The 23,486-nt window shown below is 38.8% G+C and carries 18 protein-coding genes and 1 riboswitch; of the genes, 14 read left to right on the forward strand and 4 right to left on the reverse strand.

The window, feature by feature from the left end; translation table 11 throughout:
* Nucleotides 1-122: 122 nt before the first annotated feature.
* Nucleotides 123-217: riboswitch (SAM riboswitch) on the forward strand.
* 69 nt (nucleotides 218-286) lie between these two features.
* On the forward strand, nucleotides 287-442 hold the full coding sequence (locus tag B3D94_RS16095) for a YezD family protein (protein WP_080709351.1): 156 nt from the start codon (nucleotides 287-289) through the stop codon (nucleotides 440-442).
* Between the two features lie 83 nt (nucleotides 443-525).
* Here B3D94_RS16095 and B3D94_RS16100 read toward each other — a convergent pair whose 3' ends face one another.
* A complete protein-coding gene (locus tag B3D94_RS16100; protein ID WP_258268298.1) occupies nucleotides 526-1,011 on the reverse strand; it encodes a flavin reductase family protein in 486 nt (161 codons plus the stop codon).
* A 158-nt stretch (nucleotides 1,012-1,169) separates the two neighbouring features.
* On the opposite strand from B3D94_RS16100, the gene B3D94_RS16105 reads away from it, so the two are divergent.
* A complete protein-coding gene (locus B3D94_RS16105; protein WP_291758347.1) occupies nucleotides 1,170-1,955 on the forward strand; it encodes a VOC family protein in 786 nt (261 codons plus the stop codon).
* A 104-nt stretch (nucleotides 1,956-2,059) separates the two neighbouring features.
* Here the strand turns inward: B3D94_RS16105 and B3D94_RS16110 are convergent, their stop codons facing one another.
* The gene (locus tag B3D94_RS16110) at nucleotides 2,060-2,260 is read right to left on the reverse strand and encodes a cold-shock protein (protein ID WP_008180199.1); all 201 of its coding nucleotides are present in this window, start codon (nucleotides 2,258-2,260) and stop codon (nucleotides 2,060-2,062) included.
* A 213-nt stretch (nucleotides 2,261-2,473) separates the two neighbouring features.
* On the opposite strand from B3D94_RS16110, the gene B3D94_RS16115 reads away from it, so the two are divergent.
* The 7 genes from B3D94_RS16115 to B3D94_RS16145 all read left to right on the forward strand — a co-directional run bounded on the left by B3D94_RS16115 (nucleotide 2,474) and on the right by B3D94_RS16145 (nucleotide 13,036).
* Nucleotides 2,474-4,153 carry a formate--tetrahydrofolate ligase gene (locus B3D94_RS16115; RefSeq protein ID WP_193831526.1) on the forward strand — a complete coding sequence of 560 codons (1,680 nt, stop codon included), beginning with the start codon at nucleotides 2,474-2,476 and terminating at the stop codon, nucleotides 4,151-4,153.
* 438 nt (nucleotides 4,154-4,591) lie between these two features.
* A complete protein-coding gene (locus tag B3D94_RS16120; protein ID WP_291758352.1) occupies nucleotides 4,592-6,628 on the forward strand; it encodes a hydantoinase/oxoprolinase family protein in 2,037 nt (678 codons plus the stop codon).
* Between the two features lie 3 nt (nucleotides 6,629-6,631).
* Nucleotides 6,632-8,311 (forward strand): hydantoinase B/oxoprolinase family protein, encoded by a 1,680-nt coding sequence (locus B3D94_RS16125; RefSeq protein ID WP_291758354.1) that lies wholly within the window; start codon nucleotides 6,632-6,634, stop codon nucleotides 8,309-8,311.
* A gap of 12 nt (nucleotides 8,312-8,323) precedes the next feature.
* Entirely contained in the window at nucleotides 8,324-9,076 is a 753-nt protein-coding gene (locus B3D94_RS16130; RefSeq protein ID WP_291758356.1) for an IclR family transcriptional regulator, read from the forward strand.
* 22 nt (nucleotides 9,077-9,098) lie between these two features.
* A complete protein-coding gene (locus B3D94_RS16135; protein WP_291758357.1) occupies nucleotides 9,099-10,673 on the forward strand; it encodes an OPT/YSL family transporter in 1,575 nt (524 codons plus the stop codon).
* A 16-nt stretch (nucleotides 10,674-10,689) separates the two neighbouring features.
* Entirely contained in the window at nucleotides 10,690-11,733 is a 1,044-nt protein-coding gene (locus B3D94_RS16140; protein ID WP_291758359.1) for a DUF917 family protein, read from the forward strand.
* A gap of 688 nt (nucleotides 11,734-12,421) precedes the next feature.
* A complete protein-coding gene (locus tag B3D94_RS16145) occupies nucleotides 12,422-13,036 on the forward strand; it encodes an HD domain-containing protein (protein WP_083244637.1) in 615 nt (204 codons plus the stop codon).
* Nucleotides 13,037-13,652: 616 nt separating this feature from the next.
* Here the strand turns inward: B3D94_RS16145 and B3D94_RS16150 are convergent.
* Together B3D94_RS16150 and B3D94_RS16155 are read right to left on the reverse strand one after the other, a co-directional pair.
* Nucleotides 13,653-14,408 (reverse strand): hypothetical protein, encoded by a 756-nt coding sequence (locus tag B3D94_RS16150; protein ID WP_193831533.1) that lies wholly within the window; start codon nucleotides 14,406-14,408, stop codon nucleotides 13,653-13,655.
* A gap of 338 nt (nucleotides 14,409-14,746) precedes the next feature.
* Nucleotides 14,747-16,153, reverse strand: coding sequence for a pyridoxal phosphate-dependent decarboxylase family protein (locus B3D94_RS16155; RefSeq protein ID WP_069480855.1), 1,407 nt, complete (start codon nucleotides 16,151-16,153; stop codon nucleotides 14,747-14,749).
* 102 nt (nucleotides 16,154-16,255) lie between these two features.
* Between B3D94_RS16155 and B3D94_RS16160 the strand changes: the two genes are divergently transcribed.
* From B3D94_RS16160 to B3D94_RS16180, 5 genes are all read left to right on the forward strand, one after another.
* Entirely contained in the window at nucleotides 16,256-17,731 is a 1,476-nt protein-coding gene (locus B3D94_RS16160) for a PLP-dependent aminotransferase family protein (RefSeq protein WP_291758363.1), read from the forward strand.
* A 124-nt stretch (nucleotides 17,732-17,855) separates the two neighbouring features.
* Nucleotides 17,856-19,742, forward strand: coding sequence for an ABC-F family ATP-binding cassette domain-containing protein (locus B3D94_RS16165; protein ID WP_291758365.1), 1,887 nt, complete (start codon nucleotides 17,856-17,858; stop codon nucleotides 19,740-19,742).
* 12 nt (nucleotides 19,743-19,754) lie between these two features.
* Nucleotides 19,755-20,882 carry a conserved virulence factor C family protein gene (locus B3D94_RS16170; protein WP_291758366.1) on the forward strand — a complete coding sequence of 376 codons (1,128 nt, stop codon included), beginning with the start codon at nucleotides 19,755-19,757 and terminating at the stop codon, nucleotides 20,880-20,882.
* A gap of 285 nt (nucleotides 20,883-21,167) precedes the next feature.
* The gene (locus B3D94_RS16175; RefSeq protein ID WP_036124988.1) at nucleotides 21,168-22,400 is read left to right on the forward strand and encodes a M20 family metallopeptidase; all 1,233 of its coding nucleotides are present in this window, start codon (nucleotides 21,168-21,170) and stop codon (nucleotides 22,398-22,400) included.
* Nucleotides 22,397-23,485, forward strand: a complete 1,089-nt coding sequence (locus B3D94_RS16180) for a tartrate dehydrogenase (protein WP_193831539.1) — start codon at nucleotides 22,397-22,399, stop codon at nucleotides 23,483-23,485. Before B3D94_RS16175 ends, B3D94_RS16180 begins: the two co-directional genes overlap by 4 nt.
* Nucleotide 23,486 lies beyond the last annotated feature (1 nt).

Genomic DNA, 23,486 nt, shown 5'->3' on the forward strand with positions numbered 1-23,486 from the left:
TTTAGATATAGATAGTTTTCTAATCAAAAATAATCATTACAAAGTATTCAGCTAGGTTTTCTAATATTTTATATTGACAATCGTATAACAGAATTATAGAATTATTTTCAAGAAACGCAGTACTCTTATCAAGATAGGTGGAGGGACTTGGCCCAATGAAGCCACGGCAACCGAAAAATAGGTGCCAATTCCAACAGATGTATCTGAGAGATAGGAGGGGCTATCAATCAGCTTGATGCATTGGCCTCTTTTGTACAACAAGGATGATAAAGAAGGGGTGTATCGTATGGCTCAGTCGGCAAAGGTAGAAGATAAGAAATTAGAGGCTATTGCAAAGGCCATTCAAAATCTTGAATTTGGTGAAGTGCATATTACGATTCAGGATGGTGTAATTGTTCAAATTAATAGGCTTGAAAAGCAGAGATTTCCTCAGAAGAAATAAATGATCATTTCAGTTGAACGATGTGAAAAGGCCACCAATAAGCATGATTTCCGTTGCTTACAAGTGGCCCTTTTTTTATGGCATTAGCTATAAAAGCTTTTTGGAATCTGACCGATATGACGGCGATGATAGAGAAGCGGTTCCTTTTGAGTATTAGTAATATCTAGCACTTGCCCAATAAAAATAGTGTGATCACCTGCATCTATTTGCTGAAATGATTTACATTGTAAAATAGCTGCTGTATCATGTAAAATCGGTAGCCCTAAAGAAGAAGTAGACCATTTTGCTTGAGCAAAGCGATCCGGGACTTTACTTGCAAATAATGTACATAAATGCTCTTGATCACTCGCTAACATATTAACAGCGAATTTTTCCGCACTCATAAAGTAAGGATAGAGCTGAGATTTTTTATCGAGTGACCATAAAATAAGTAGTGGGTCAATGGAAACAGATGCAAAAGAATTGACTGTTAAGCCAATAGGATTCGTTTCATGACATGCTGTAACAACCGTTACACCTGTAGGATAGTTACCTAATGCCAATTTAAAAGCAGCTACATGATCTGTCATTCAAATCACCTCTTTATAGTTAGTAATAAATTAGTTAACGGAGTTAGTAGGTAAATTGCACTTTTTTTCATACCATATAGTAACTCCTTTTCTTAAGTAAATATTAAATCAATTACACATCCAGGTAAAGCTAATGGGGGAAAGAAAGGGGAATTGCCATGACTTTATATTTTGATCATCTGGTACATCAAGTAGAATTACCGGAAAATATAAAGGTTTTCTTCAATAAACGAAATGTCCATACAGTGAACGGTGGTCAACACACGATGTGGGGGACTTACAATACGCTAAGCTATTTTGGCTTAAGCTATATTGAACAAATCGCTATTTATGATCGTGATTTATTTGAGCAAGCGGCCCTGTACCCATATTCCCTACATTATACGTTTAAACGTGATCATGAGCGCCAAGGATTTTCACGAATTGCCTTGCGCACTAAAAATATTGAAGACGAGGGTCAACGATTGCGTGCATTGGGCTATGAAGTATATGGTCCGGATGCTTGTAGCCGCACAAGACCAGACGGCACGATAATTGAATGGAAGCTATTGCATTTTGGCATGTCTGGCCTTTCAGTGGATTTTCCATTCTTAATTGAATGGGCAGATGACGATGAGGAACGTTTGGCTCAATTAAAGGCTAGTGGCGCGATCGATGAAAAACAAGCCATTACAATGGAATCCATCCAGTTTTTTGTCAAGGATGTGGAGGAAACGGTGCAGCTTTGGCAGAAGGTATTACAATTACCCGATTTTGAGCAGCATGAGCAGTTTATATCTCTACAGCTACCGAATATGCGCTTGGATTTTTATGAGGAGGCGGCAGCATCTAGCATGACGCTTGGGCATTTAAAAGAAGGGCCAATCGGTGTAACACTGAAAGATCCACACCGAACAAAGGAAACATTAGTTTGCCCAGGTGCTTTTTATTGGATTAATAGATAAATTAAAAATCCACTTCAATTGTTGAAGTGGATTTTTATGTGCAAACATGTAAAAAAGCGGATTGAGCTATTTTCAAATACTTCATCCACTTACTATTTTGTAGCTTATAATTTTACAACATTTGATGCTTGCGGGCCGCGATTGCCTTCCACAACATCAAATGAAACCTTTTGACCTTCTTCAAGTGTACGGAAGCCTTCCTCCTGGATGCCCGTAAAATGTACAAATACATCTTCTCCATCATCACATTCAATAAAGCCATAACCCTTTTCATTATTGAACCACTTTACGATCCCATGTTGCATAAGCATTCGCCTCCAATGCGCTTGAATGTAAAATAAAGTTAATAAAGTCGTGCTATCAATGATAAAATGTGAAAAAATTGCATTTTCTCTTAGAACATACATGAATTGAACAAAAATGTCAATTGATTGTCGGAATGCTAGCATATCTGACTTTCTTTTTTTTCACAATTAAGACTATAATGGAAATGACCAACATAGAAAGTAGGATGCCAAATGACAACGAAAAATCAACCATTATCAGATTTAGAAATCGCGAGTCAAGCAGTGATCAAACCTATTACGGAAATTGCCAATGCTGCAGGTATTCCAGAGGATGCACTTGAGCAGTATGGCCGCTACAAAGCGAAGATTGACCCATTAAAAATTACAGCTCAAGGTGAGGACGCAAAGGTTGTATTAGTGTCAGCTATTAGTCCAACCCCAGCAGGTGAAGGGAAGTCGACTGTGACTGTAGGACTAGCTGATGCCCTTCATCAATTAAATAAGAAAGTGATGGTAGCTTTACGTGAACCATCTCTTGGTCCAGTAATGGGCGTAAAAGGTGGCGCAACAGGCGGAGGCTATGCACAGGTAGTACCAATGGAGGATATTAACTTACACTTCACTGGTGACCTTCATGCGATAACAACAGCCAATAATGCTTTATCCGCATTTATTGATAATCATATCCACCAAGGGAATGTCTTAAACATTGATCCACGACGTATTATTTGGAAACGTGTAATGGACTTGAATGATCGTTCATTACGGAAAGTGATTGTAGGATTAGGAGGGCCTGTTCAAGGCATGCCACGTGAAGACGGCTTTGATATTACGGTTGCCTCCGAAATTATGGCAGTGTTCTGTTTAGCAACAAGCATTGAGGATTTACGCGAGCGCATCGCTAGCATTGTAATTGGCTACACATTTGAGCGTGAGCCTGTTTTTGTGCGTGATTTACAGGTAGAGGGTGCCTTAACATTATTATTGAAGGATGCCTTTAAGCCAAACTTAGTACAAACATTAGAAGGGACACCAGCTATTATACATGGTGGTCCATTTGCTAATATTGCCCATGGCTGTAATTCTATTATGGCGACACAAACTGCTCGTAAGCTAGCTGATATTGTGGTGACAGAAGCGGGCTTCGGGTCTGATTTAGGTGCCGAAAAGTTCATGAACATTAAAGCTCGTAAAGCGGGCTTCAAGCCAAGTGCCGTTGTCATCGTAGCAACGATTCGTGCATTAAAAATGCATGGTGGTGTTCCAAAAACATCACTTGTAGGTGAAAATGTGGAAGCCCTACTCCAAGGAATTGAAAATTTAGCTAAACACGTCGACACGGTACGTACATTTGGTGTTGAACCGATTATTGCATTAAATCGTTTCATTACAGACACAGAAGCAGAGCTAGAAGCAGTTCTGAACTGGTGCCAAGAAAATCATGTACGTATAGCCCGAACAAATGTCTGGGAAGAGGGCGGTAAAGGTGGAGTAGCCTTAGCTGAACAAGTACTAGCTGTGTTGGAAGAAGAAAACAACTTCTCACCATTATATGATGTAACAGAGTCCATTGAAGAAAAAGTACGTACTATTGTACAAAAGGTATATGGTGGGAAAGATGTCCAATTCACTGACCAAGCTAAAAAACAAATGGCTCAAATCGAAAAATTTGGCTGGGATTCTCTGCCGATTTGCATGGCAAAAACGCAATACTCTTTATCCGATCAACCAAGTTTACTTGGACGTCCAGAAGGCTTCACGGTCACAATTCGTGAGGTGATTCCAAAGCTTGGTGCTGGTTTCTTAGTTTGTCTGACAGGCGATATTATGACAATGCCAGGACTACCAAAAGCTCCTGCAGCCTTACGCATGAATGTCGATAATGACGGACATGCGGTCGGATTGTTCTAATAAATGTTGAAAAGCTGCCCTTTAAAAAAGGTGCAGCTTTTTTTAGTTATTGGCTGATAAAAGTCTAGTCATTTTAACATATCCTTCCTTAAATTCCGCTAAAAAGTATTCTGATATCTTCCTTCTATACTTGATAACCTGTCTTAGCATTCATCATCGCCATTTTTTTTAGAAAATTTACGATTCTAGTTGAAAAACTAGGATTTTTTTTCATGCGATTAAAAACTCGAGAAGCTTCCTTATATAAATGTGTTTGGTATTTTTTATCAATAGTTCTCTGTTATTGGAAGGAAAAAGCGGATTTTTACAAAGAGAAGCAATTGTCAAATGAATTTTTATTTAAAAAATACATTGAATTTTCTTTTTCTTTTAAATATAATTTACTTAATTCTAATTCGGAACACTGTTCCGATTATAGGAACACGGAGGGATGAAGTCTTGAAAATCGCAACAGATATTGGCGGTACTTTTACCGACCTAGTTTATACAGATGAGAAAGGAAATCTTCATTTTGACAAGGGGCATACGACACCAGGGCATTTTGAGGATGGTATATTAAACGTATTAGGACGACATGTAACAGAGGATTCTCTCATTGAATCATTTATTCATGGTTCTACGGTAATTATTAATACATTAACAGAGAGAAAAGGTGGCGTAGTTGGATTAATTACAACAAAAGGCTTCCGTGATATTTTAGAAATTGCACGTGGTAACCGACCAGACTTATATAATTTTAAATATAAAAAGCCAGAGCCATTTGTAGAGCGTTATTTACGACAAGAAATCGATGAACGCATTGATTTTAAAGGAAATATTATGAAAGCGCTTAATAGGGACGAGGTTGGAGAGATTGTCCGTCAATTTAAGGAATCAGGTGTAGAGGCAATTGCCATTTCGTTGATTCATGGCTATAAAAACCCTATTCACGAGCAGCAATTAAAAGAAGAAATATTAAAAATTTGGCCTGAGGTGTATATTACACTTTCGAGCGAAACCATTAAGGAATATCGCGAATATGAAAGAACAAATACAACGGTTTTAAATTCATATGTGAAGCCCATTGCTCACGCTTATTTAAAAAGCTTAAAAGAAAAATTAAGTACAGTTGGTATTACGGATCATTTAAAAATTATGCAATCGAATGGTGGGACAACAAGCTTTGATAAAGCGATGGAGTTACCAATCAATCTAGTAGAATCTGGTCCTGTAGCAGGAATGTTTGGAGCTGCAAAATTAGGTGAGCTTCTAAATGAATCCAATATTATCGCCTTTGATGTGGGTGGTACGACAGCGAAATGCTCACTTATTACAGATGGCAAAGTAAATGTTACGACAGAGTACTATATTGAAAGAAATGAAAAATTTGCTGGCTATCCAATTAAAACTCCGGTTGTAGATATTGTTGAAATCGGCAATGGTGGGGGCTCTATCGCTCGTGTGGATCAGTTCGGTTCCTTAAAGGTAGGTCCAGATTCTGCTGGGGCAAACCCAGGTCCAGTAGCCTATGGTTTAGGCAATACACAGCCAACGATTACGGATGCTAATGTTTATTTAGGAAGATTATCATTAGCAAACTTCGATAATCCAGTATCTATCGACAAAGTAGAGGAGGCACTTGTTGAAGCGATTGCAAAACCATTTAATGTTTCAGCCGAGGAAGCAGCGCAAGGTATTTTAGATATTGCGAATTCCAATATGTTAAATGCGTTGAAGCTAATTTCCATTCGTAAAGGCTATGATCCAGAAGACTTTACAATGGTTGCCTTTGGTGGTGGCGGTCCACTACATGCTATTAATTTAGCAGAGGAATTAGGCATGAAAAAGGTCATTATACCTTATGGCTCTTCTGTTTTTTCAGCATTAGGAATGATGATGACAGAATATCGACAAGACTATATCCAAACAAGTTTAATGGACTTTGATCACGCGCATCTTGCGGAAATTCAAGCGAATATTGATCAAGCTATTGAAAGTGCCTATGAAGACGTACCTTTATCGAAAGAGCATTATTATTTCGAAATTAATTATGATTTACGTTATAAAGGCCAAGAGCACGCAGTCAAATTGAACGCATCGAATATCACGATTGATGATGAAGGGCTTCTTCAATTGGCTGATGCGTTCCATGTAAAACATAAACAAGAATTTTCATTTGATTTACCAACTACTCCAATAGAATTAGTAAATCTACACCTTACCATCTATGGAAAAGATGAGGCTGTTCAATTTAAAGAATTAGATTTCTCTCATATTGATGTGTCAACATGTATCAAAACAAAGCGCAACTTATATGTGAAAGAAAAGGGTTGGGTTGAGGTCAATGTTTATGACCAGCAAAAGCTTGCTCCGGGTTATGTCATTACAGGTCCTGCTATCGTTGAAAACCCAACATCTACAGTCGTGATCAATGAAAAGCAATCCATAGAAATTGATAAATATGGAAATTTGATTGTAGAGATGGAGGGGGAATAAATCATGAAAAAAGACGTTTTTGCTGTAGAGATTATTCAGGATTCATTGCTAGCCATAGGGGATGAAATGTTTGTCGCTCTAGCACGCTCCTCTATGAGTCCAGTAATCTATGAAGTATTAGACTATGCTTGTGGTTTAACAGATGCACAGGGGAACTTAATTAGCCAAGGAAATGGTGTTACAAGCTTTATTGGTATGCTAAGTCCAATGGTGCAGCGGGTCATTGAAAAATTTGATCATGGCCAAAAGTTGCATGAGGGCGATGTCATTATTATTAATGATCCGTATGTAGGGGGAGGCTCGCATTTATCAGATGTTGGCTTAGTGCTTCCCATTTTTTATAATGGTGAAGTCATTGCTTACTCTGCCAATAAAGCACACTGGACAGAAGTTGGAGGCATGGACCCTGGTTCATTTACAAGTAATTCTAATGAAATCTATCAGGAAGGTCTACAACTGCCAGGTGTCAAACTTTATCATAAAGGTGAATTGAACGAAGCCGTTTATGAGATTATCTCGACGAATGTTCGTTTACCAGAGCTATCTATTGGCGATATGTTTGCACAAGTGGCTGCTTTAAAAACAGGCGAAAAACGAATTACAGAGCTTTGTCAGAAGTTTGGTGCTGAATCAGTGAAATTGTCCATTCAAAAACTATTGGACAAAGGTGAGAAAATTGTAGAGCTGGAGCTTCAGCATTTGCCAAAAGGTGAGTTTTACGCGGAGGACTTTATTGAGGGAGATCCTGTAAAAGGCGGACCATACCCGATTAAAGTGAAAGTAACAATTAGTAATGAAGAATTTATTTGTGATTTTAGAGGCTCCCACCCAGCGGTGAATGTGCCAGTAAACTGTTCCCAATTTGGTTTAATGGCAAGCGTGCGTGTGATGTTCCTAGCATTACTAGGTGATATTGATGTCATTAATGAGGGAGTCTTTAAACGCTTAACTATTTTAACGGATGAAAATTCCATTGTCTCTGCTAAGCGCCCACATCCAGTATCCATGAACTTTGAGGCTCGTATTGGGGCAGCAGATTTAATTTGGAAAGCACTTGCGTCACATTTACCAGAAAGATTATCAGCAGGACACTTACAATCCGTTTGTACATTTATTCTGACAGGTAAAAATCCTGAAAATGATGAGTCATTCCTTATCGTTGAACCATCTGTTGGTGGTTGGGGAGCATCGAATGATGAAGATGGTCAAAGCGGGCAATATTGTATGGGAGATGGTGAAACTTATAATCTACCTGTGGAAATTGCCGAAACGAAATATGGCATTCAAATTGATGAATATAGCTTAAACTGTGACGGTGCAGGTACAGGCCAATTTAGAGGTGGCTTAGGTGTACGTCGTGTATATACCATCAATAATGATGGTCAAAAGGTTTCAGTCAACTTAGGGAGACACCAATTCGCTCCATTCGGTTTAAGTGGAGGAGGCGAAGGGTCTCATAACTATTTAATCGTTCATAAAAAGGGTGGTTCCACAATTGGACCAGTTGGCGTACTAGCCAATTATGAATTGCAAAAAGGCGATCGTATCGAGCTAGTTACAGCAACAGGTGGTGGCTATGGTAATCCACTTGAAAGAAGTAAAGAGGCTATAGAGCGTGATGTGTTAAATGAATATATTTCTGTAGAAGTAGCGAAAAAGCATTACGGTTATCAAAACGCTTAAAGGGAGAAATGAATGACTGTCAAGACATTAAAAAACTCATTAGATATACTAGAGTGTTTTGCGACGACAGAAAATGCATTAGGTGTTCGTGAAATTTCGCGCATGATGAAAATGCCGACAAGTGTCGTACAAAGAGCCATTAATACATTTACAGAAACGGGTTATTTAATTCAGGATGAAGGCACGAAAAAGTATAAATTAGGCTACAAAATGTTCCTTTTTTATGATGTGCTCTCACATACAATGGACCCACACTCGACTATTTATGAATTAATGCAAAATCTTGCAAGTGAAATAAACGAATCGGTGTTTCTCACTTATATGGACAATGAATACGGTGTCACAACAAAAATTGCCGAAAGTAATAAAAATGTAAAGTATGCGGTGTCTTTAGGAACAAAGACACCCCTTTACATCGGTGCTTCCTGTAAAGTCATGTTCGCCTTTTTAGAAGAAGATAAACAGCTTGAATTAATAGCTTTTTTTCAAAACAAGCAATCGAAAGAGGAGCATAATGAATTTCTTGAGACATTAAGGGAAGAGCTACAAAGTATACGCCAAAATAAATGGTGTGTAACCGTTGGTGAATACAATGAACACGCTTTTGGCATCAGTGTACCGTTATTCAACTATAAAAAAGAAATCAACGCATCTCTTACAATTTCTGGATTAGTATACGATATAGATGATCAAAGGGAGAAATATATGCTTGACCAGTTAGTGAAAGTAGTTCATCAGATACAATCGCATATTTCAAAACTATAACAGCAATAGGGGAGCTGACAGTATGAATAATAAAGTATTACATCCACGGGCTTTGGAGCCTGTAACGCTACTAATGATTGTTTTAACATCTGTAGTTGGGGCTATTATCGGGATACAGCTGATTACGACTTTGGGGATTTCTGCTAATACATCAATCGTTGGGGCAATATTTGCGATGATTTTAGGAAGAATTCCAATTGGCAAATTAATTGCATTTAAATCGGTGCATAGACAAAATATTATTCAAACGGCCATTTCATCAGCTACTTTTAGTGCAGCGAGTAGCTTAATGTTGCCAATTGGTATTCCATACGTTTTGGGCTATGAAAATTTAGTATTACCGTTGTTTATCGGTGTTATTTTAGCGATGTTTGTGGATGCTTTATTATTATATAAATTTTTTGATACAAAAATTTTCCCAGCAGCAGGTACTTGGCCACCAGGGATTGCGACAGCTGAAGCAATTAAGGCTGGCGATAAAGGTGGTAAAAATGCCAAAGTATTAATTGGTGGTGTATTAATCGGTATCGTGGGATCTATTCTTAAAATTCCGATGTCTGCTTTTGGGGTAGCGTTTATCGGTAATATTTGGGCGCTTACGATGTTTGGGATTGGGCTTTTACTTAGAGGTTATTCGGTTCAATTATTTAATATTGATTTAAATGCTTATTATATTCCACATGGCATTATGATTGGTGCAGGCATCGTAGCTCTATTCCAAGTAGCTTTCACCCTATTAGGGAAACGCGCTGCTAAAAAGTCAGAAGAGTTAAGCTATTCGAAAGATACGAAAGAAATTCGCCGAGGGTTCGGTGTTGGGTTTATTGCCTATTTAGCGATTGCCTTATTAATTGCAGTTTTAGGCGGTATTATTACACATATGTCATTTGGAATGTTAATAGGTTTCATCCTCTTTGCAACGATCGCAGCATTTGTCCATGAGCTTATCGTTGGTATCGCAGCAATGCATGCGGGTTGGTTCCCAGCGTTTGCAGTGGCATTTATTACACTGATTGTTGGTATTTTAATAGGCTTCCCTGCACCAGCGCTTGCTTTGTTAGCAGGTTATAGTGCAGCTACAGGGGTAGCATTTGCGGATATGGGCTATGATTTGAAAACTGGTTTTATTCTTCGTGGAAATGGTAGTGATCCAGCACTAGAAAAGGAAGGGCGTAAACAGCAAATGATCGCTGGTATGTTGGCGTTCTCCATTTCTGCTATTGTTGTTTTACTATCCTACAAATCCTATTTTGCACAAGATTTAGTAGCACCTGTTAACCATGTTTATGCGGCAACTATTCAATCTGGTGTGACAGGGGATGTAGCGAAACAACTAATGATTTGGGCTATTCCAGGGGCATTGATCCAATTGATTGGTGGCTCGAAACGACAAATGGGTATTCTTTTTGCGACAGGTTTATTACTGATCAATCCAATTGCTGGATGGGCGGTATTAGCAGGTATCTTACTTCGTGTTATTTTCACGTATGTGACGAAAGGTAAGAGAGAATCTGAAATGACAGTCTTTGCGGCAGGGGTTATTGCTGGGGATGCTTTATACAGCTTCTTCTCTTCTATTCTAAAAATAGGGAAATAGAAAGGAGTAATGATCGATGGCAAAAGTATTAACATATGAGGATGGAATTGCAGCGGTTTATGGAGGTGCAATCCTTGGCGGAGGCGGAGGTGGCCTCCTAGAGGAAGGACTTAAACTGGTGGAGGAAATTTTTGCAGCCGGGGAACCTCAAATAGTCGATATGACAGAATTAGATGGCGAAGATTTAGTAGCGTGTGTGGCAATGGTAGGCGCACCTTCAGCAGCCGATCAATATATTTCAAACGAACAGCTTTGCTGGAGCTATCGTAATATGAACGCACATACCAATCACCGTCTAAAAGGCATCATTACCAATGAAAATGGTGCCATCACAACGATTAATGGCTGGTTGCAGTCAGTTTTATTAAAGGTGCCTGTCGTGGATGCTCCGTGTAATGGGCGGGCACATCCAACGGGTATTATGGGTTCCTTAAATCTTCATGAACAGCAAGACTATCAATCAGTGCAATTTTACGCAGGTGGTAAAAATGACTTTGCGGTCCAAGGGTTTGTGGAAGGCCCACTACAAAACACGGCTAAAACAGCCCGACAAGCGTCTATTTTAGCAGGAGGGTTAGTAGGGGTAACGAGGAATCCTGTGACGATAGATTATTTACAAAAACATGGGGCACCGAATGCCATTACAATGGCTATTGAGCTTGGCTATCGTTTCCTCAATGGACAAACCTTTGATGATAAATTGTCCAATATTTTACAGCAATTGAATGGGGTGCATATCGTAACGGGGAAGGTCCAACATTATTCATTAACGAAGGAAAATGGCTTTGACGTAGGGAAATTATCCGTTGGCGATTACGATTTGACTTTCTGGAATGAATACATGACGTTATCGAAAGAAGGACAGCTACAATCGAAGTTTCCGGATCTTATGATGACATTTGATACGGAAAAGATGCTGCCAGTTCCAAGTGCGAGTATAAAAGAAGGCATGCATGTAGCGGTCATCCATGTTGATCAATCTCATTTAAAATTAAGTTCAACGATGCAAAATCAAGAGCTATTAAAAGAAATTGATGAGGTCATCAAGGGCGTGTTGTAGGATCTACTGTTAACTAGCAAATAACATAATAAAAGCTGCCATCATCTACATGACTGTAAGATGGGCAGCTTTTATTCGTCCTTCAGCGGGAAGGTATTACATTTTATCACGATCGTTCCTACTTCCTTTATACTTCTAACTATTTTGGCTTACATGAATCTTCATTGTGTTTGTACGACTCATTCATCTGGTTTCATAAACAGGCAGTCATCATTGTGTACGATTTTCATTAAAGGGAGGAGCTACGTTCATACAACTTGAAGAAGGCAGCAACCAATAACGAAAAACAATTACACATGGCTTCCATTTAATAATAACCTTTTGGTCGTAAAAACAACTAACTTGTTGTTCACAATTTTCGGCTGTACATCATGCTATGCGGGTTAAACAAAGAATTTCTAAGGGAAAGTGTTCACTTTTATTTGTTTGATGATTGGTTTTCTTTACTTATGTCATCTTGCAAACATACTATTCAATTGTAAGCCCGCTGAAGTTGATATTCATTCTGTCAAACACATAGCTGTTTGTACATAGCTGAAAAATATGAGGTGCAGAACAAAATGTTTGTTCTGCACCTTTATCTTATAATATTCTGAAAAATTAGTCAATTGAAAAGGTATTGATTTTTTATTTTTCGTGGGGGCTATAAATACAGTATAATCGTGTAGGAAGGGAATGAGTTTGAACTATGGATTATTTAATGAGTAAAGTACGTGAAATTTATGAACAGTTTGACGCTAGCCATGATTTCCAACATATTGAGCGTGTCTATCAAAATGCACTAGCGATTTTACATACAGAGCCAGTAGCAGATGACGAAGTTGTAAAAATTGCAGTGCTGTTGCATGATGTGAGCGACAAAAAGTATACCGATAGTAAGGAACAGGAGGAACAGCTTATTGCAGAGCTCCCTGTTAGCGAGGAAAAAAAGCAACATATTCGAGATTGTATTGCACAAGTATCGTTTAATGGTGGAAATGAGCTAGAGGCTACATCCTTGGAAGCGAAAATCGTTCGCGATGCAGACCGTTTAGATGCGATTGGAGCAATTGGCATCGCTCGAACATTTGCATATGGTGGTGCGAAAGACCGCAAGCTTTATGATAAGGATGAAGAAGCACGTACTAACATGTCGGAATCAGAATATCGTCAAAAAAATACGTCATCTGTCACTCACTTTTACGAAAAGCTATTGCTCCTAAAGGATTTAATGGTAACGGAAAAAGGCAAGCAAATGGCACTTGAACGTCATCAATTTATGGAAAGCTTTTTAAAGCAATTACAACACGAAATTGGTCAATAAAACAACACGAACCGCCTTTCAATTGAAGGGCGGTTCGTGCGCTTCATTAGCATATTTGTTTGACATAATCATTTTATTGTAAGCTGCAGTTTTATTGGATGAAATCTGTAGCACTCGCATAGTGTTGTTATCGCAAAAATGTAAAAGAATGTATTAAACAATATCCTTTTGCGACGGGTTTTTTTAAAATCGGATTTTGTTTTTACACCGCATAACCCTTTTAAAAGCGTCCTAACTTCATCTTCGGGTGTGTCAATTTTAACATTCTCTAATAACTTACTTACTTTATTTACAATTCTTTTTTTATTATCAAGGCAATGATAAAAATTTTATTTCATAATGGAACAATTGAATTAGAATAGAATCAAAAGAATCATCTTATTAAATAGTAAAAATAATTTAAAATTGACTTCTATTCTTTAACAGTTTTTAAAAATATAAATTCATCTTAATATTTTGTCATATAAAAACACCCCAAAGGTTAGATTTTCTACTCTAACTTTTGGGGTGCATCACCTTTTCCTCGGCTTTTGTCGCATCACCTTGTTCTTTGAAACATTGATGATTAATCGTGATATACCAGAGGACTGTTTCGCTATTCAGATACTTCTGGACATTAATCTTGTATTGCTACCAATATTCCATCTTCAAAATAAAGATATTTATCATATGCGGAATACACCCATTGTTCTGATATATGATCAGTAGTAATCGTTCGGTTAATATCATTAGGTTTGCCCCAATTAGTAGCGAGAACTTGTTCTTTTGTCATTCCTATGTATACTCGATTTTTGGCTTCCTCAATTATTCTAGCTTTTTCCTTTGCTTCATTTTCAGCTTTCATATTTGCATAACTTTCACGTGCTTCTTCTTCGTTATTTTTTATAAATGCTTCAATTTCTTCAATGTTTGTTGGAAATTTTTTATTTATAAGAGATAGAACATTTTCATTTAAGTTTTCCATATCTAGCGATAAAAGATTATAATCATAGTAATTAAAGGTTTCAGCCTTTTCTATATATTTTTCAACAGCAATATTATAAAGTTCAATCGTTTTTTCTGTTGGTTTTAATTTTTTATCGACATTTTTAATAAATGAATTTTTATAATGGGTGATTGTATCTAAATAGTTTTCCTGTTCGATAAGTTCAATTATACTTTTCTCAATGTTTTCAGCTTTTTCTTGACGCTTTTGATCTTCAGCAGATAATTCTTTCATTTCCTTTGTATCATGTATTTCTTCATTTCCGTTTAACTTATTTGTAGTCTCTTGATTAGTACAACCAGTAAGTGTTAGTAAGCATAATGTTGACATTATAAACCGTTTGTACAAATTATTCATTTTCAAAACGTTAACTTTGTTTTTCTGCAATTTTGATTCCCCCAAAACTAACTATGGCATATAATATCATTTTACTATATATGACTATATTGGTATATAAAATCAGACTCTAATTGGGATAACCAAAGCAAATCAGTATAATGTATTAACTTTCACTAAAGATAAAAAATGCTAGGTGTTTTTTAAATTGAGCACCGAGCATTTTTTGGTTTCTGCAAGTATTTCGCAGCAGTATTTTATTTAAAAATTACTGTTGAACGAAAAGGTGGCGCACATCAAACCCTTTCAATCACAATAGACTCATTTATTAAATTTGGACAAGTTTAGTAAGTGGCCATTTAAGGTACACTGATAGCTTTTATCATAGATTAAAGGGACTCGTGGAAAAAGGATTGTATAGCTGTCGTTAGTGCTTCCCAAATAATTGTTAGATCTTCTGTGGTTGTACGCCAATTGCTGAAAGCCGCACGCATAGCTGGCACACCTTGGTAAAGAGTTGGTGTCATGAACACTTTGCCTTGTTGATTTAATGTCTTCAAAAATTGTTTGTTCATTTCGACTGTCAGTGCTTCATGATTGATGGCAAAGCACACAACATTTAAACGAACAGGTGCTAGCAAAGTAAATTGGTCACTTTGCTCTATTTTTTGTCCAAGTTGCTGAGCTAGCAGTACATTTTGTTCGATTAACTGTTGATAGCCCTTTTTACCATAAGCTTGAAGTGAAAACCAAGCTGGCAACGCACGGAATCGTCGTGAATTTTCAGGGGTAAGATCACTAAAATTCGGATTTTCAAGCGAGCTATCAAGGTAGGCAGCATTGTTTTGAAATACGGCTACTTGTAACGATTGATGTCGGGTAAATTGCATAGCCGCATCATAAGGGACATTCAGCCATTTATGTGCATCAATCGTAATCGAATCAGCATAGTTAATGCCCTCGACTAAGTGATAGTACTTGGGTGAACACGCAGCAAAGCCTCCGAAAGCCGCATCTACATGAAGCCAGAAATTATAGCGCTTTTTTAGCTTGCCAATTGCTAGTAAATCATCAAAATCAACCGTATTGACGGTTCCCGCATTTGCTACGACAACACAAGGTTCTTGTTGATTGTCTTCGAGAAACTGTTGTAATTTTGTAATATCGATCGCTTCACGCTGTTCTTGACATGGAATAAGATGAATAGACTTTCGACCAAGGCCAAGCATAGAAGTTGCTTTGACAATACTCGAATGCGGCGTACCACTGACGATTTTTATCGGTGGGATATCAAATAACCCATCCATCGCAGTGCTTTTCCCATAGTATTGCGCCACCCACTCTCTTGCTTGAGCAAGTCCTACGAAATTAGCCATCGTAGCCCCGCTGACAAATGTTCCCTGATAATCCTCACTCAATAGCAATAAATCTTTTAACATATCAATCGTCGTTAATTCCATTGAGCCTGCTACAGAATCCTGCGTATTGGATAGATTTTGATCGTAAATACTGACTAACCAATCTCCAACAATCGAAGCAGGCGTAGCTCCACCTGTAACAAACCCTAAATATCTTGAACCTGCACTGCCGCTTAAGCCTTCAGCATAATGCTGTGAAAAGTATTGAAGAGTCGACTGAGCGCCATGTCCTACTTCAGAAAGTGTTGAAGCAGGTACGTTATAAGCTTGACTTGTTACGGCTCTTTCTTCAAGACTGCTAAAAAACTTGGCTGCATGGTGCACTACATCCGTTAAAATCGTTTCAATATTTTCCTGATCTTGCTTCATGTTCGTCATGTATCATCATTCCCCTTCATTTTATATTTAGCTATTTCTGCCTCTACACTATATAGTGATATATATAACAGTCAAATTAGGACTATAACAGTTGGAGGGTAAATGAAAATAAAGCTAAATCGTCAATCAGATCAAACCTTAATCCATCAGATTTCAAATATTATGGCAGAAAAAATACGATCAGGCTTTTTACAGGAGGGAAGTCAATTACCTTCTATACGGAGCTTTTCTAAAGAAAATCAAGTGAGCCCCGTAACGATCAGTAAGGCTTATGCATTATTAGAAAGAAATGGGTATATTCAAGTGATGCATGGCAAGGGGGCATTCGTGCGAAAAAATGAACAGGGTAGCATGCATATGAGCCAACGTAATTATAATTGGCAATTAGCGATCCCCGACTACATTCAACGTTCACAATCCATATTAAATAAAGGAACAGAATATGCGATGAAATTTTCAAGTGCGACCATCCATCCGGGGTTATTGCCCTCAGTTTATTTGACGAATGAAATCGTGGCAACTTTACTCGCGGATCCTCAGATTGTTACGCGCTATGGGACTGTACAAGGTGATGAAGATGTACGAAAGGCAATTCGGGACTATGTACAACAATATGGTGACATTGAAACAACGCCTCAAGAAATTATTGTGACAAATGGTGTGCAACAAGGTATTGATGTAGTGGCTAGAACATTTATTGGACCAGGAGACATTGTCATTACCGAAGCTCCTACCTATACAGCAGCCATCGATGTCTTTAGAAATCGCGGAGCCCATATTATTCCCATTCCAGTAGATGAAGAAGGTATGCAGATAACTATTCTAGCGACATTATGTTTAAGCAAACAACCAAAGCTGATCTATACAAACCCAACATTTCAGAATCCTACAGGAACTGTTTTAAGCAAAGCTAGAAGAAGAGAGTTACTAGACCTTGCCCAACAATACGGCTTTCTTATTGTAGAGGACGATTCATGGAATGAAATTTATTTTGACAATAATCCACCACCACCTACTCTTAAAGCATTAGATGAAAGTGGTCATGTTATTTATTTAAAGGGATTTAGCAAATCGTTAGCCCCTAGTTGTAGAATTGGAGCCATCATCTCGAATGGTACTGTCCATCAACGGCTCTTATCAGCCAAATCCTTTGCCGATTCGGGCAATCCACTATTAACACAAAAGGCACTGATTCCTTTCTTACGATCAGACCGCATGCATGTCCATTTAGAAAAATTACGTATTGCGCTTGAAGTAAGAAGAGATCAGACGATTGCTTTATTGAACAGATATGCACCACAAGGCGTTACGTGGATGGAACCAAAAGGGGGGTTAAATATTTGGGTGTCTTTGCCTTGTAATGGCAATACAGATGAACTGTTGTTTAAAGCACAGCAAGCACATATTACTTTTTTACCCAGCTCTGCTTGTTATCCGGGAGAGCCTCAATATCACCATATGAGAATTAGTTATTCCTATCCAGAACCACAGGACCTAGAGCGAGGAATTATTATACTTTGTCAGATAATGCACACGTATTTACAGGAGAATAGGAACATTGCTAGGACAAACCATTGACAGTTTGTTGTTCTTTGTTTACCTATCAATTGATGTTATGATGAATATTGGATATCAATAATCGTCTACATAAAAGTAGTGTGGGCATGAACAATACCTAACATGAAAGAGATGGAATAGTGGAATGAGTCATTTAATTGTACAAAATTTAACAAAAACTGTGGGCGATAAAACGCTTTTTGAAAATATTGAATTTACCATTTATGAGGGCGAGCGAGCAGGCTTAATCGGTATTAATGGTACGGGGAAATCGACCCTGTTATCGATCTTAGCAGAGGATATCGAAGCAGATACCCTCACAATGGATCGCCCCAATAAATATCGTGTCGCTTATTTACCACAGGAACCGACATTTCAATCAGGAGAAACGGTTTTACAAGCGGTCTTTGCTGGTGACTCACCGGTTTTACAATTAAATCGTCAATATGAGGAAACAGTGGCTGCACTGGCAGTAAATCCAACATCTGAAGGTTTGCAAAAGACTTTATTTGGCTTGCAACAGCGTATGGATGAAGAGCAGGCATGGGATGTCAACGCGCTTGCCAAAACGGCCTTAACAAAGCTAGGCATTGAAACATTTGATAAAGAAGTGCTAACGCTCTCAGGCGGTCAGCAAAAACGAGTAGCCTTGGCTAAAGTATTAATTGAACCAGCAGATCTCTACTTATTAGATGAGCCGACCAACCATTTGGATGTGCAAGCAACAGAGTGGCTTCAAGAGATGGTGCTACGACTAAAGGGCGCAGTTATTTTTATTACCCATGATCGTTATTTCTTAGATGAATTATCAACACATATATACGAGCTAGCTGATCAAACCATGTATCGTCATACAGGAAATTATGGTGATTTTTTAGAGGCCCGTGCCATCCGTGAGGAAATGAAGGCGGCTTCTGCTCAGAAGGATCGCAACCGTTATCGTTCAGAGTTGAAATGGATTCGTCGCGGTGCGAAGGCGCGCTCCACTAAACAAAAAGCGCGTATCCAACGCTTTGAAAAGTTGGAGGAAAATCTAGAGCGTAAATCAGAGGACGTTTCATTGGAAATGGGCCTCGCTACAACACGTCTGGGGCGTAAAGTGCTGGAGGCAGAAAGTATTTCGAAAGCATTTGGGCAGCAAAAGATTTTAGAAAACTTTTCATTTTTGCTCCAACAAGGTGACCGTATTGGCATAATCGGCTCAAATGGTGTAGGAAAATCTACTTTATTGAACATGCTAGCAGGAGAACTTTCACCTGATCAAGGTGAAATTCTTGTTGGATCAACTGTGAAGCTAGCCCATTTCAAGCAAACTTTACCGAAAATGAATGAAAATGAGCGTATGATTGAATATATACGTGAGGCTTCGAATGATATTACAGATGCAGAGGGTGTACGCTATTCTGCGGCTCAAATGCTAGAGCGCTTTTTATTCCCACTACATGCTCACGGTACACCAATTGGTAAATTATCTGGCGGTGAGCGCAAGCGCCTTCATTTATTACGTTTATTAATGGAGCAGCCTAATGTTTTATTATTGGACGAGCCAACCAATGATTTAGATATTGAAACATTGGGCGTGCTAGAGGATTTCATTGAGCATTTCCCAGGCGTAGTCATCACGATTTCCCATGACCGTTTTTTCCTAGACCGTATTGCGAAAAAGCTATGGATCTTGGATGGAAAAGGGCAGGTAGAGGAAACACTGGACCTTTATAGTGAGTATTTGGAGAAGCGTGAGCATACTGCTACTGCAAAAGTTGAGGCACCGAAAGCTGAAAAGCCTAAGTCTGAAAAACCAAAATCCGACAAGAAAAAGCTATCGTTTAAAGAGCAAAAAGAATGGGAAACGATTGCAGATGATATTGAAAAAACAGAAACAGCTATTATGGAGACTGAAGAGGGAATCGCTAATGCTGGTTCAGATTTTACAAAACTACAGGAATTAACAGCTAAGCTAGATGAGCTAAATGCACAGTATGAGCATCTGATTGAAAGATGGTCTTATTTAGATGAAATTGTTAACGGATAAGGAGCGATAGACATGAAGATTATTACAATTGAACCGACACCAAGTCCCAATTCTATGAAGATTGTTGTTGATACAGAGCTACCGTTCGGGAAAAGCTATAATTTTACAAAGGATAATAAAGATGAAGCAACTGGCGAAGCAGCAGCTATTTTAGCGATTGAAGGGATAAAGGGCGTTTATCATGTTGCTGATTTCTTTGCTGTGGAGCGTAATGCCAAATATGCATGGGAAGGTATTTTAGCAAGTATCCGTCAAGTATTAGGTGAAGACGTCGAAACGCAAGATGAAACAATAGTAGCTAACGAGTTTTACGGGGAAGTTTATGTCCATGTACAGTTTTATAAGCAAGTACCTCTACAAGTAAAAGTGTTCGATAACCAACGTGAACATCGTGTGAGCTGTGGTGATCGTTTTGTCGAGGCTTTTAATCAAATTATTGAATCAGCAGTAGATGAAAACTATATTTTCCAGCGTAAATGGATTGATTATGGTGTGCGCTATGGTGAACTGGAAGAAGTCGCAGAAGCGGTCAAGCAGGAAATTGATGTCACATATTCTGCAGAACGATTAGCAGAAATTGTTGCTGCGATTAATAATGATGATGAAAAAGCTATCGTTCAATCAAATAAGCTGAAAATAACGGTGGAGCAGTTCCAACAACCTGAATGGGAGAAACGCTTCCAATTATTAGACCAAATGGCTGATCCGGAGCTGGATGATTTACCACTTTTAGATTTAGCTTTACAGGATGAGCAAATGTCCATTCGACGTCTAGCAACTGTATATTTAGGGATGGTTGAAGATGTTATGGTAGTTCCGTATTTAGAAAGAGCTCTTCAGGATAAAAGTGCTGCCGTGCGACGTACAGCAGGCGACTGTATGAGCGACCTTGGCTTTGTAGAATTTGAAAGCGCCATGCAGCAAGCCCTACAAGATAAGAACAAATTGGTACGTTGGCGTGCAGCGATGTATTTATATGAGGTCGGTACAGAACAATCATTACCAGTATTAAAAGCGGCTGAAGATGATAAAGAATTCGAAGTAAAGCTACAAGTGAAAATGGCCATTGCCCGTATCGAGCAAGGTGAAGAAGCAAAAGGCTCGGTTTGGAAGCAAATGACCGAATCCCGCCAACAATAGTTATGTAAGAAAAACCAGCAGCCGCTGGTTTTTTTATTTTGAGGGGAGGTTTTACTCCAAAGAAATGAAGTCACTCAATATCCTGGGTAATCAAAGATGCTCACACTTCGAAGTATCAAAAATAAGTATAAAGTAGAAAAAAACGTTGTTTTTTAGCGATTTATTGCTAAACAAAAAGTTAAGGTCATTCTATGAATCATTAACATATTGTCTAGTTTCATAGAGAAAGGTCAATGTTAAAATAACATAAATTCAGAATATTCCCTAAAATAGGAGGTCCTTTGCATGACAGTAACTAGTTTAAAAACAACCAAATCGTATGTGCGAGATCGGGAGGCGGTCATCGCGTTAACACAAAAGCTAGTACGAATTGAAAGCGTTTACCGTGAGAATGATCCAAAGGGTAATGAAGAAGAGGTGGCACACGTTGTTGCTGCGTATTTACGGGATATTGGCATTGAGACACATGTAGAGGAGGTTGTGCCAGGACGACCGAATGTTATTGGTATTATTGATTCGGGCAAGCCTGGGAAAACACTACTTTTTGAGGGGCATACAGATGTTGTGACGGAAGGCAATCGAGATGCATGGGCCTATGATCCATTTGGAGCAGAGATTGTTGAAGGGCGTATGTATGGCAGAGGAACGAATGATACGAAGGGCAATCTCGCTTGTATGATTACTGCCTGTCAATCATTACTACTAGATCAGGAAGAGTTTACAGGCAAGATTATTTTATGTATTCCTTGTGATGAAGAAGGGCTTATGCTAGGCATTAAACATTTTATTAAAAACGGCTGGGCAGACGGAGTAGATGGGGCTATTATTTGCGAGCCACAGGAAAATAATGTATGTATTGCACAGCGTGGGGCAATTCGTTTACAGGTTGATATTTTCGGTAAGATGGCACATGGAGCGATCTCGTGGAGTGGCATTAATCCAAACTGGCGTATGGCACGATTGATTGTAGAGCTGGAAAAGCTAGAAAAAGAGGAGCAGGCTCGATTAGGACGTGACCCGATGCTGAATTGGCCATCCATTACTCCAACGATATTACGTGCGCCTGTTAAAGGAGATGCACAAATCAATGTCATTCCTGATCACTGTATGACGACGCTTGATATTCGTACTGTTCCTGCCCAAGATCATGATGAACTACTAGGAAAAATCGACGCGATTATTAAACGCTTACAGGCAGATGATCCGGATTTTAATGTGGAACTAACGATTCTTGATAATAGACCTGCTACAGCAACGGCTAAGGAGGAAGCTGTTGTACAGGCCATTTACGAGGCAGTGGCAGAGGTGACAGAAAAGGAACCAAAATATAATGGTGTTCCTGGTGCAACAGATGGTACGTTTCTTCATGTCCATGGTATTCCAATAGTGACGGTTGGTGCAGGAGATCGTGAAATTCCTCATCAAATCAATGAATATGTAGATATTGAAGAATTGGCGGAAACAACAGCCATTTATCGTTTAGCCGCATTAAAATTTTTGGCTGGTGATGCACAATGACAACAATAAAAATGGCGGTTATACCAGGGGATGGCATCGGAAAAGAAGTCATGCAGGAAGCATTAAAGGTTGTAAAATGTTTGCAAGAACGGGATTCATCCTTACAAATGACAACAACGGTTTTTCCGTGGAGCTCTGATTACTATTTAGCGCACGGCCGCATGATGCCAGAGGGTGCACTTGAGACACTACAAAAATATGATGCGATTTTATTTGGAGCTATTGGGGATGCTCGCGTACCAGATGATGTCACGGTATGGGAACTGATTATGCCGATTCGGAAAAATTTCCAGCAGTATGTGAATTTCCGTCCCATAAAGTCATTGCCTGGGATCTCCTCACCTCTAGCTGGCGAGAACGAGATTGACTTTGTCATTTTTCGAGAAAATGCTGAGGGTGAATATTCGGATAGTGGGGGTCGATTGTATCAACAGCAGCCACAAGAAATGACGATTCAAAATACGATTATGACGCGTATAGGGATTGAAAAAATTGTTCGAGCAGCCTGTGAATATGCTCAGCAGCATGGGAAAGCCAAGCTGACAAGCGCGACGAAATCTAATGCGATTATTCATTCCATGAAATTTTGGGATGAGCATACAAGAAAAACGGTGACACAAATTGCACCAGAACTACAGCTTGAAGCCATTTATATTGATGCATTAGTCGCTTATTTTGTCGAACGACCACAGGATTTTGAAGTCGTTGTGGCTTCAAATTTATTTGGCGATATTTTATCTGATTTAGGCTCTGCCATTGTTGGGGGGCTGGGCTTGTCCCCGTCTGCAAACTTAAATCCAGAGAAGACATTTCCATCTATGTTTGAGCCTGTGCATGGTTCAGCGCCAGATATAGCTGGCAAGGGAATTGCCAATCCAATCGCTCAAATATGGTCGCTCGCCTTACTACTTGGACATCAAGGTAGAAAGGATTTAGAACATTTGATTGTCCAAGCTATTAGTAAAGTGCTAGAAGAAGGCGTCGTGAAAACAGCTGATATTGGTGGGCAAGCAACAACAGCACAAATGGGCGATGCGATTTGTCAGGAAATCATTCATATGACTTTAACAGCAGGGGGGGTATAGT

It is taken from the genome of Lysinibacillus sp. UBA5990 (assembly GCF_002429815.1).
In the GTDB taxonomy this organism is placed as follows: Bacteria; Bacillota; Bacilli; order Bacillales_A; family Planococcaceae; genus Lysinibacillus; species Lysinibacillus fusiformis.

What these genes read in the sequence shown, in the direction of transcription:
- B3D94_RS16095 (WP_080709351.1), top strand. Translation starts at nt 287, where the DNA reads ATGGCTCAGTCGGCAAAGGTAGAAGATAAGAAATTAGAGGCTATTGCA.
- B3D94_RS16100 (WP_258268298.1), bottom strand. Translation starts at nt 1,011, where the DNA reads ATGACAGATCATGTAGCTGCTTTTAAATTGGCATTAGGTAACTATCCT.
- B3D94_RS16105 (WP_291758347.1), top strand. Translation starts at nt 1,170, where the DNA reads ATGACTTTATATTTTGATCATCTGGTACATCAAGTAGAATTACCGGAA.
- B3D94_RS16110 (WP_008180199.1), bottom strand. Translation starts at nt 2,260, where the DNA reads ATGCAACATGGGATCGTAAAGTGGTTCAATAATGAAAAGGGTTATGGC.
- B3D94_RS16115 (WP_193831526.1), top strand. Translation starts at nt 2,474, where the DNA reads ATGACAACGAAAAATCAACCATTATCAGATTTAGAAATCGCGAGTCAA.
- B3D94_RS16125 (WP_291758354.1), top strand. Translation starts at nt 6,632, where the DNA reads ATGAAAAAAGACGTTTTTGCTGTAGAGATTATTCAGGATTCATTGCTA.
- B3D94_RS16130 (WP_291758356.1), top strand. Translation starts at nt 8,324, where the DNA reads ATGACTGTCAAGACATTAAAAAACTCATTAGATATACTAGAGTGTTTT.
- B3D94_RS16135 (WP_291758357.1), top strand. Translation starts at nt 9,099, where the DNA reads ATGAATAATAAAGTATTACATCCACGGGCTTTGGAGCCTGTAACGCTA.
- B3D94_RS16140 (WP_291758359.1), top strand. Translation starts at nt 10,690, where the DNA reads ATGGCAAAAGTATTAACATATGAGGATGGAATTGCAGCGGTTTATGGA.
- B3D94_RS16145 (WP_083244637.1), top strand. Translation starts at nt 12,422, where the DNA reads ATGGATTATTTAATGAGTAAAGTACGTGAAATTTATGAACAGTTTGAC.
- B3D94_RS16155 (WP_069480855.1), bottom strand. Translation starts at nt 16,153, where the DNA reads ATGACGAACATGAAGCAAGATCAGGAAAATATTGAAACGATTTTAACG.
- B3D94_RS16160 (WP_291758363.1), top strand. Translation starts at nt 16,256, where the DNA reads ATGAAAATAAAGCTAAATCGTCAATCAGATCAAACCTTAATCCATCAG.
- B3D94_RS16165 (WP_291758365.1), top strand. Translation starts at nt 17,856, where the DNA reads ATGAGTCATTTAATTGTACAAAATTTAACAAAAACTGTGGGCGATAAA.
- B3D94_RS16170 (WP_291758366.1), top strand. Translation starts at nt 19,755, where the DNA reads ATGAAGATTATTACAATTGAACCGACACCAAGTCCCAATTCTATGAAG.
- B3D94_RS16175 (WP_036124988.1), top strand. Translation starts at nt 21,168, where the DNA reads ATGACAGTAACTAGTTTAAAAACAACCAAATCGTATGTGCGAGATCGG.
- B3D94_RS16180 (WP_193831539.1), top strand. Translation starts at nt 22,397, where the DNA reads ATGACAACAATAAAAATGGCGGTTATACCAGGGGATGGCATCGGAAAA.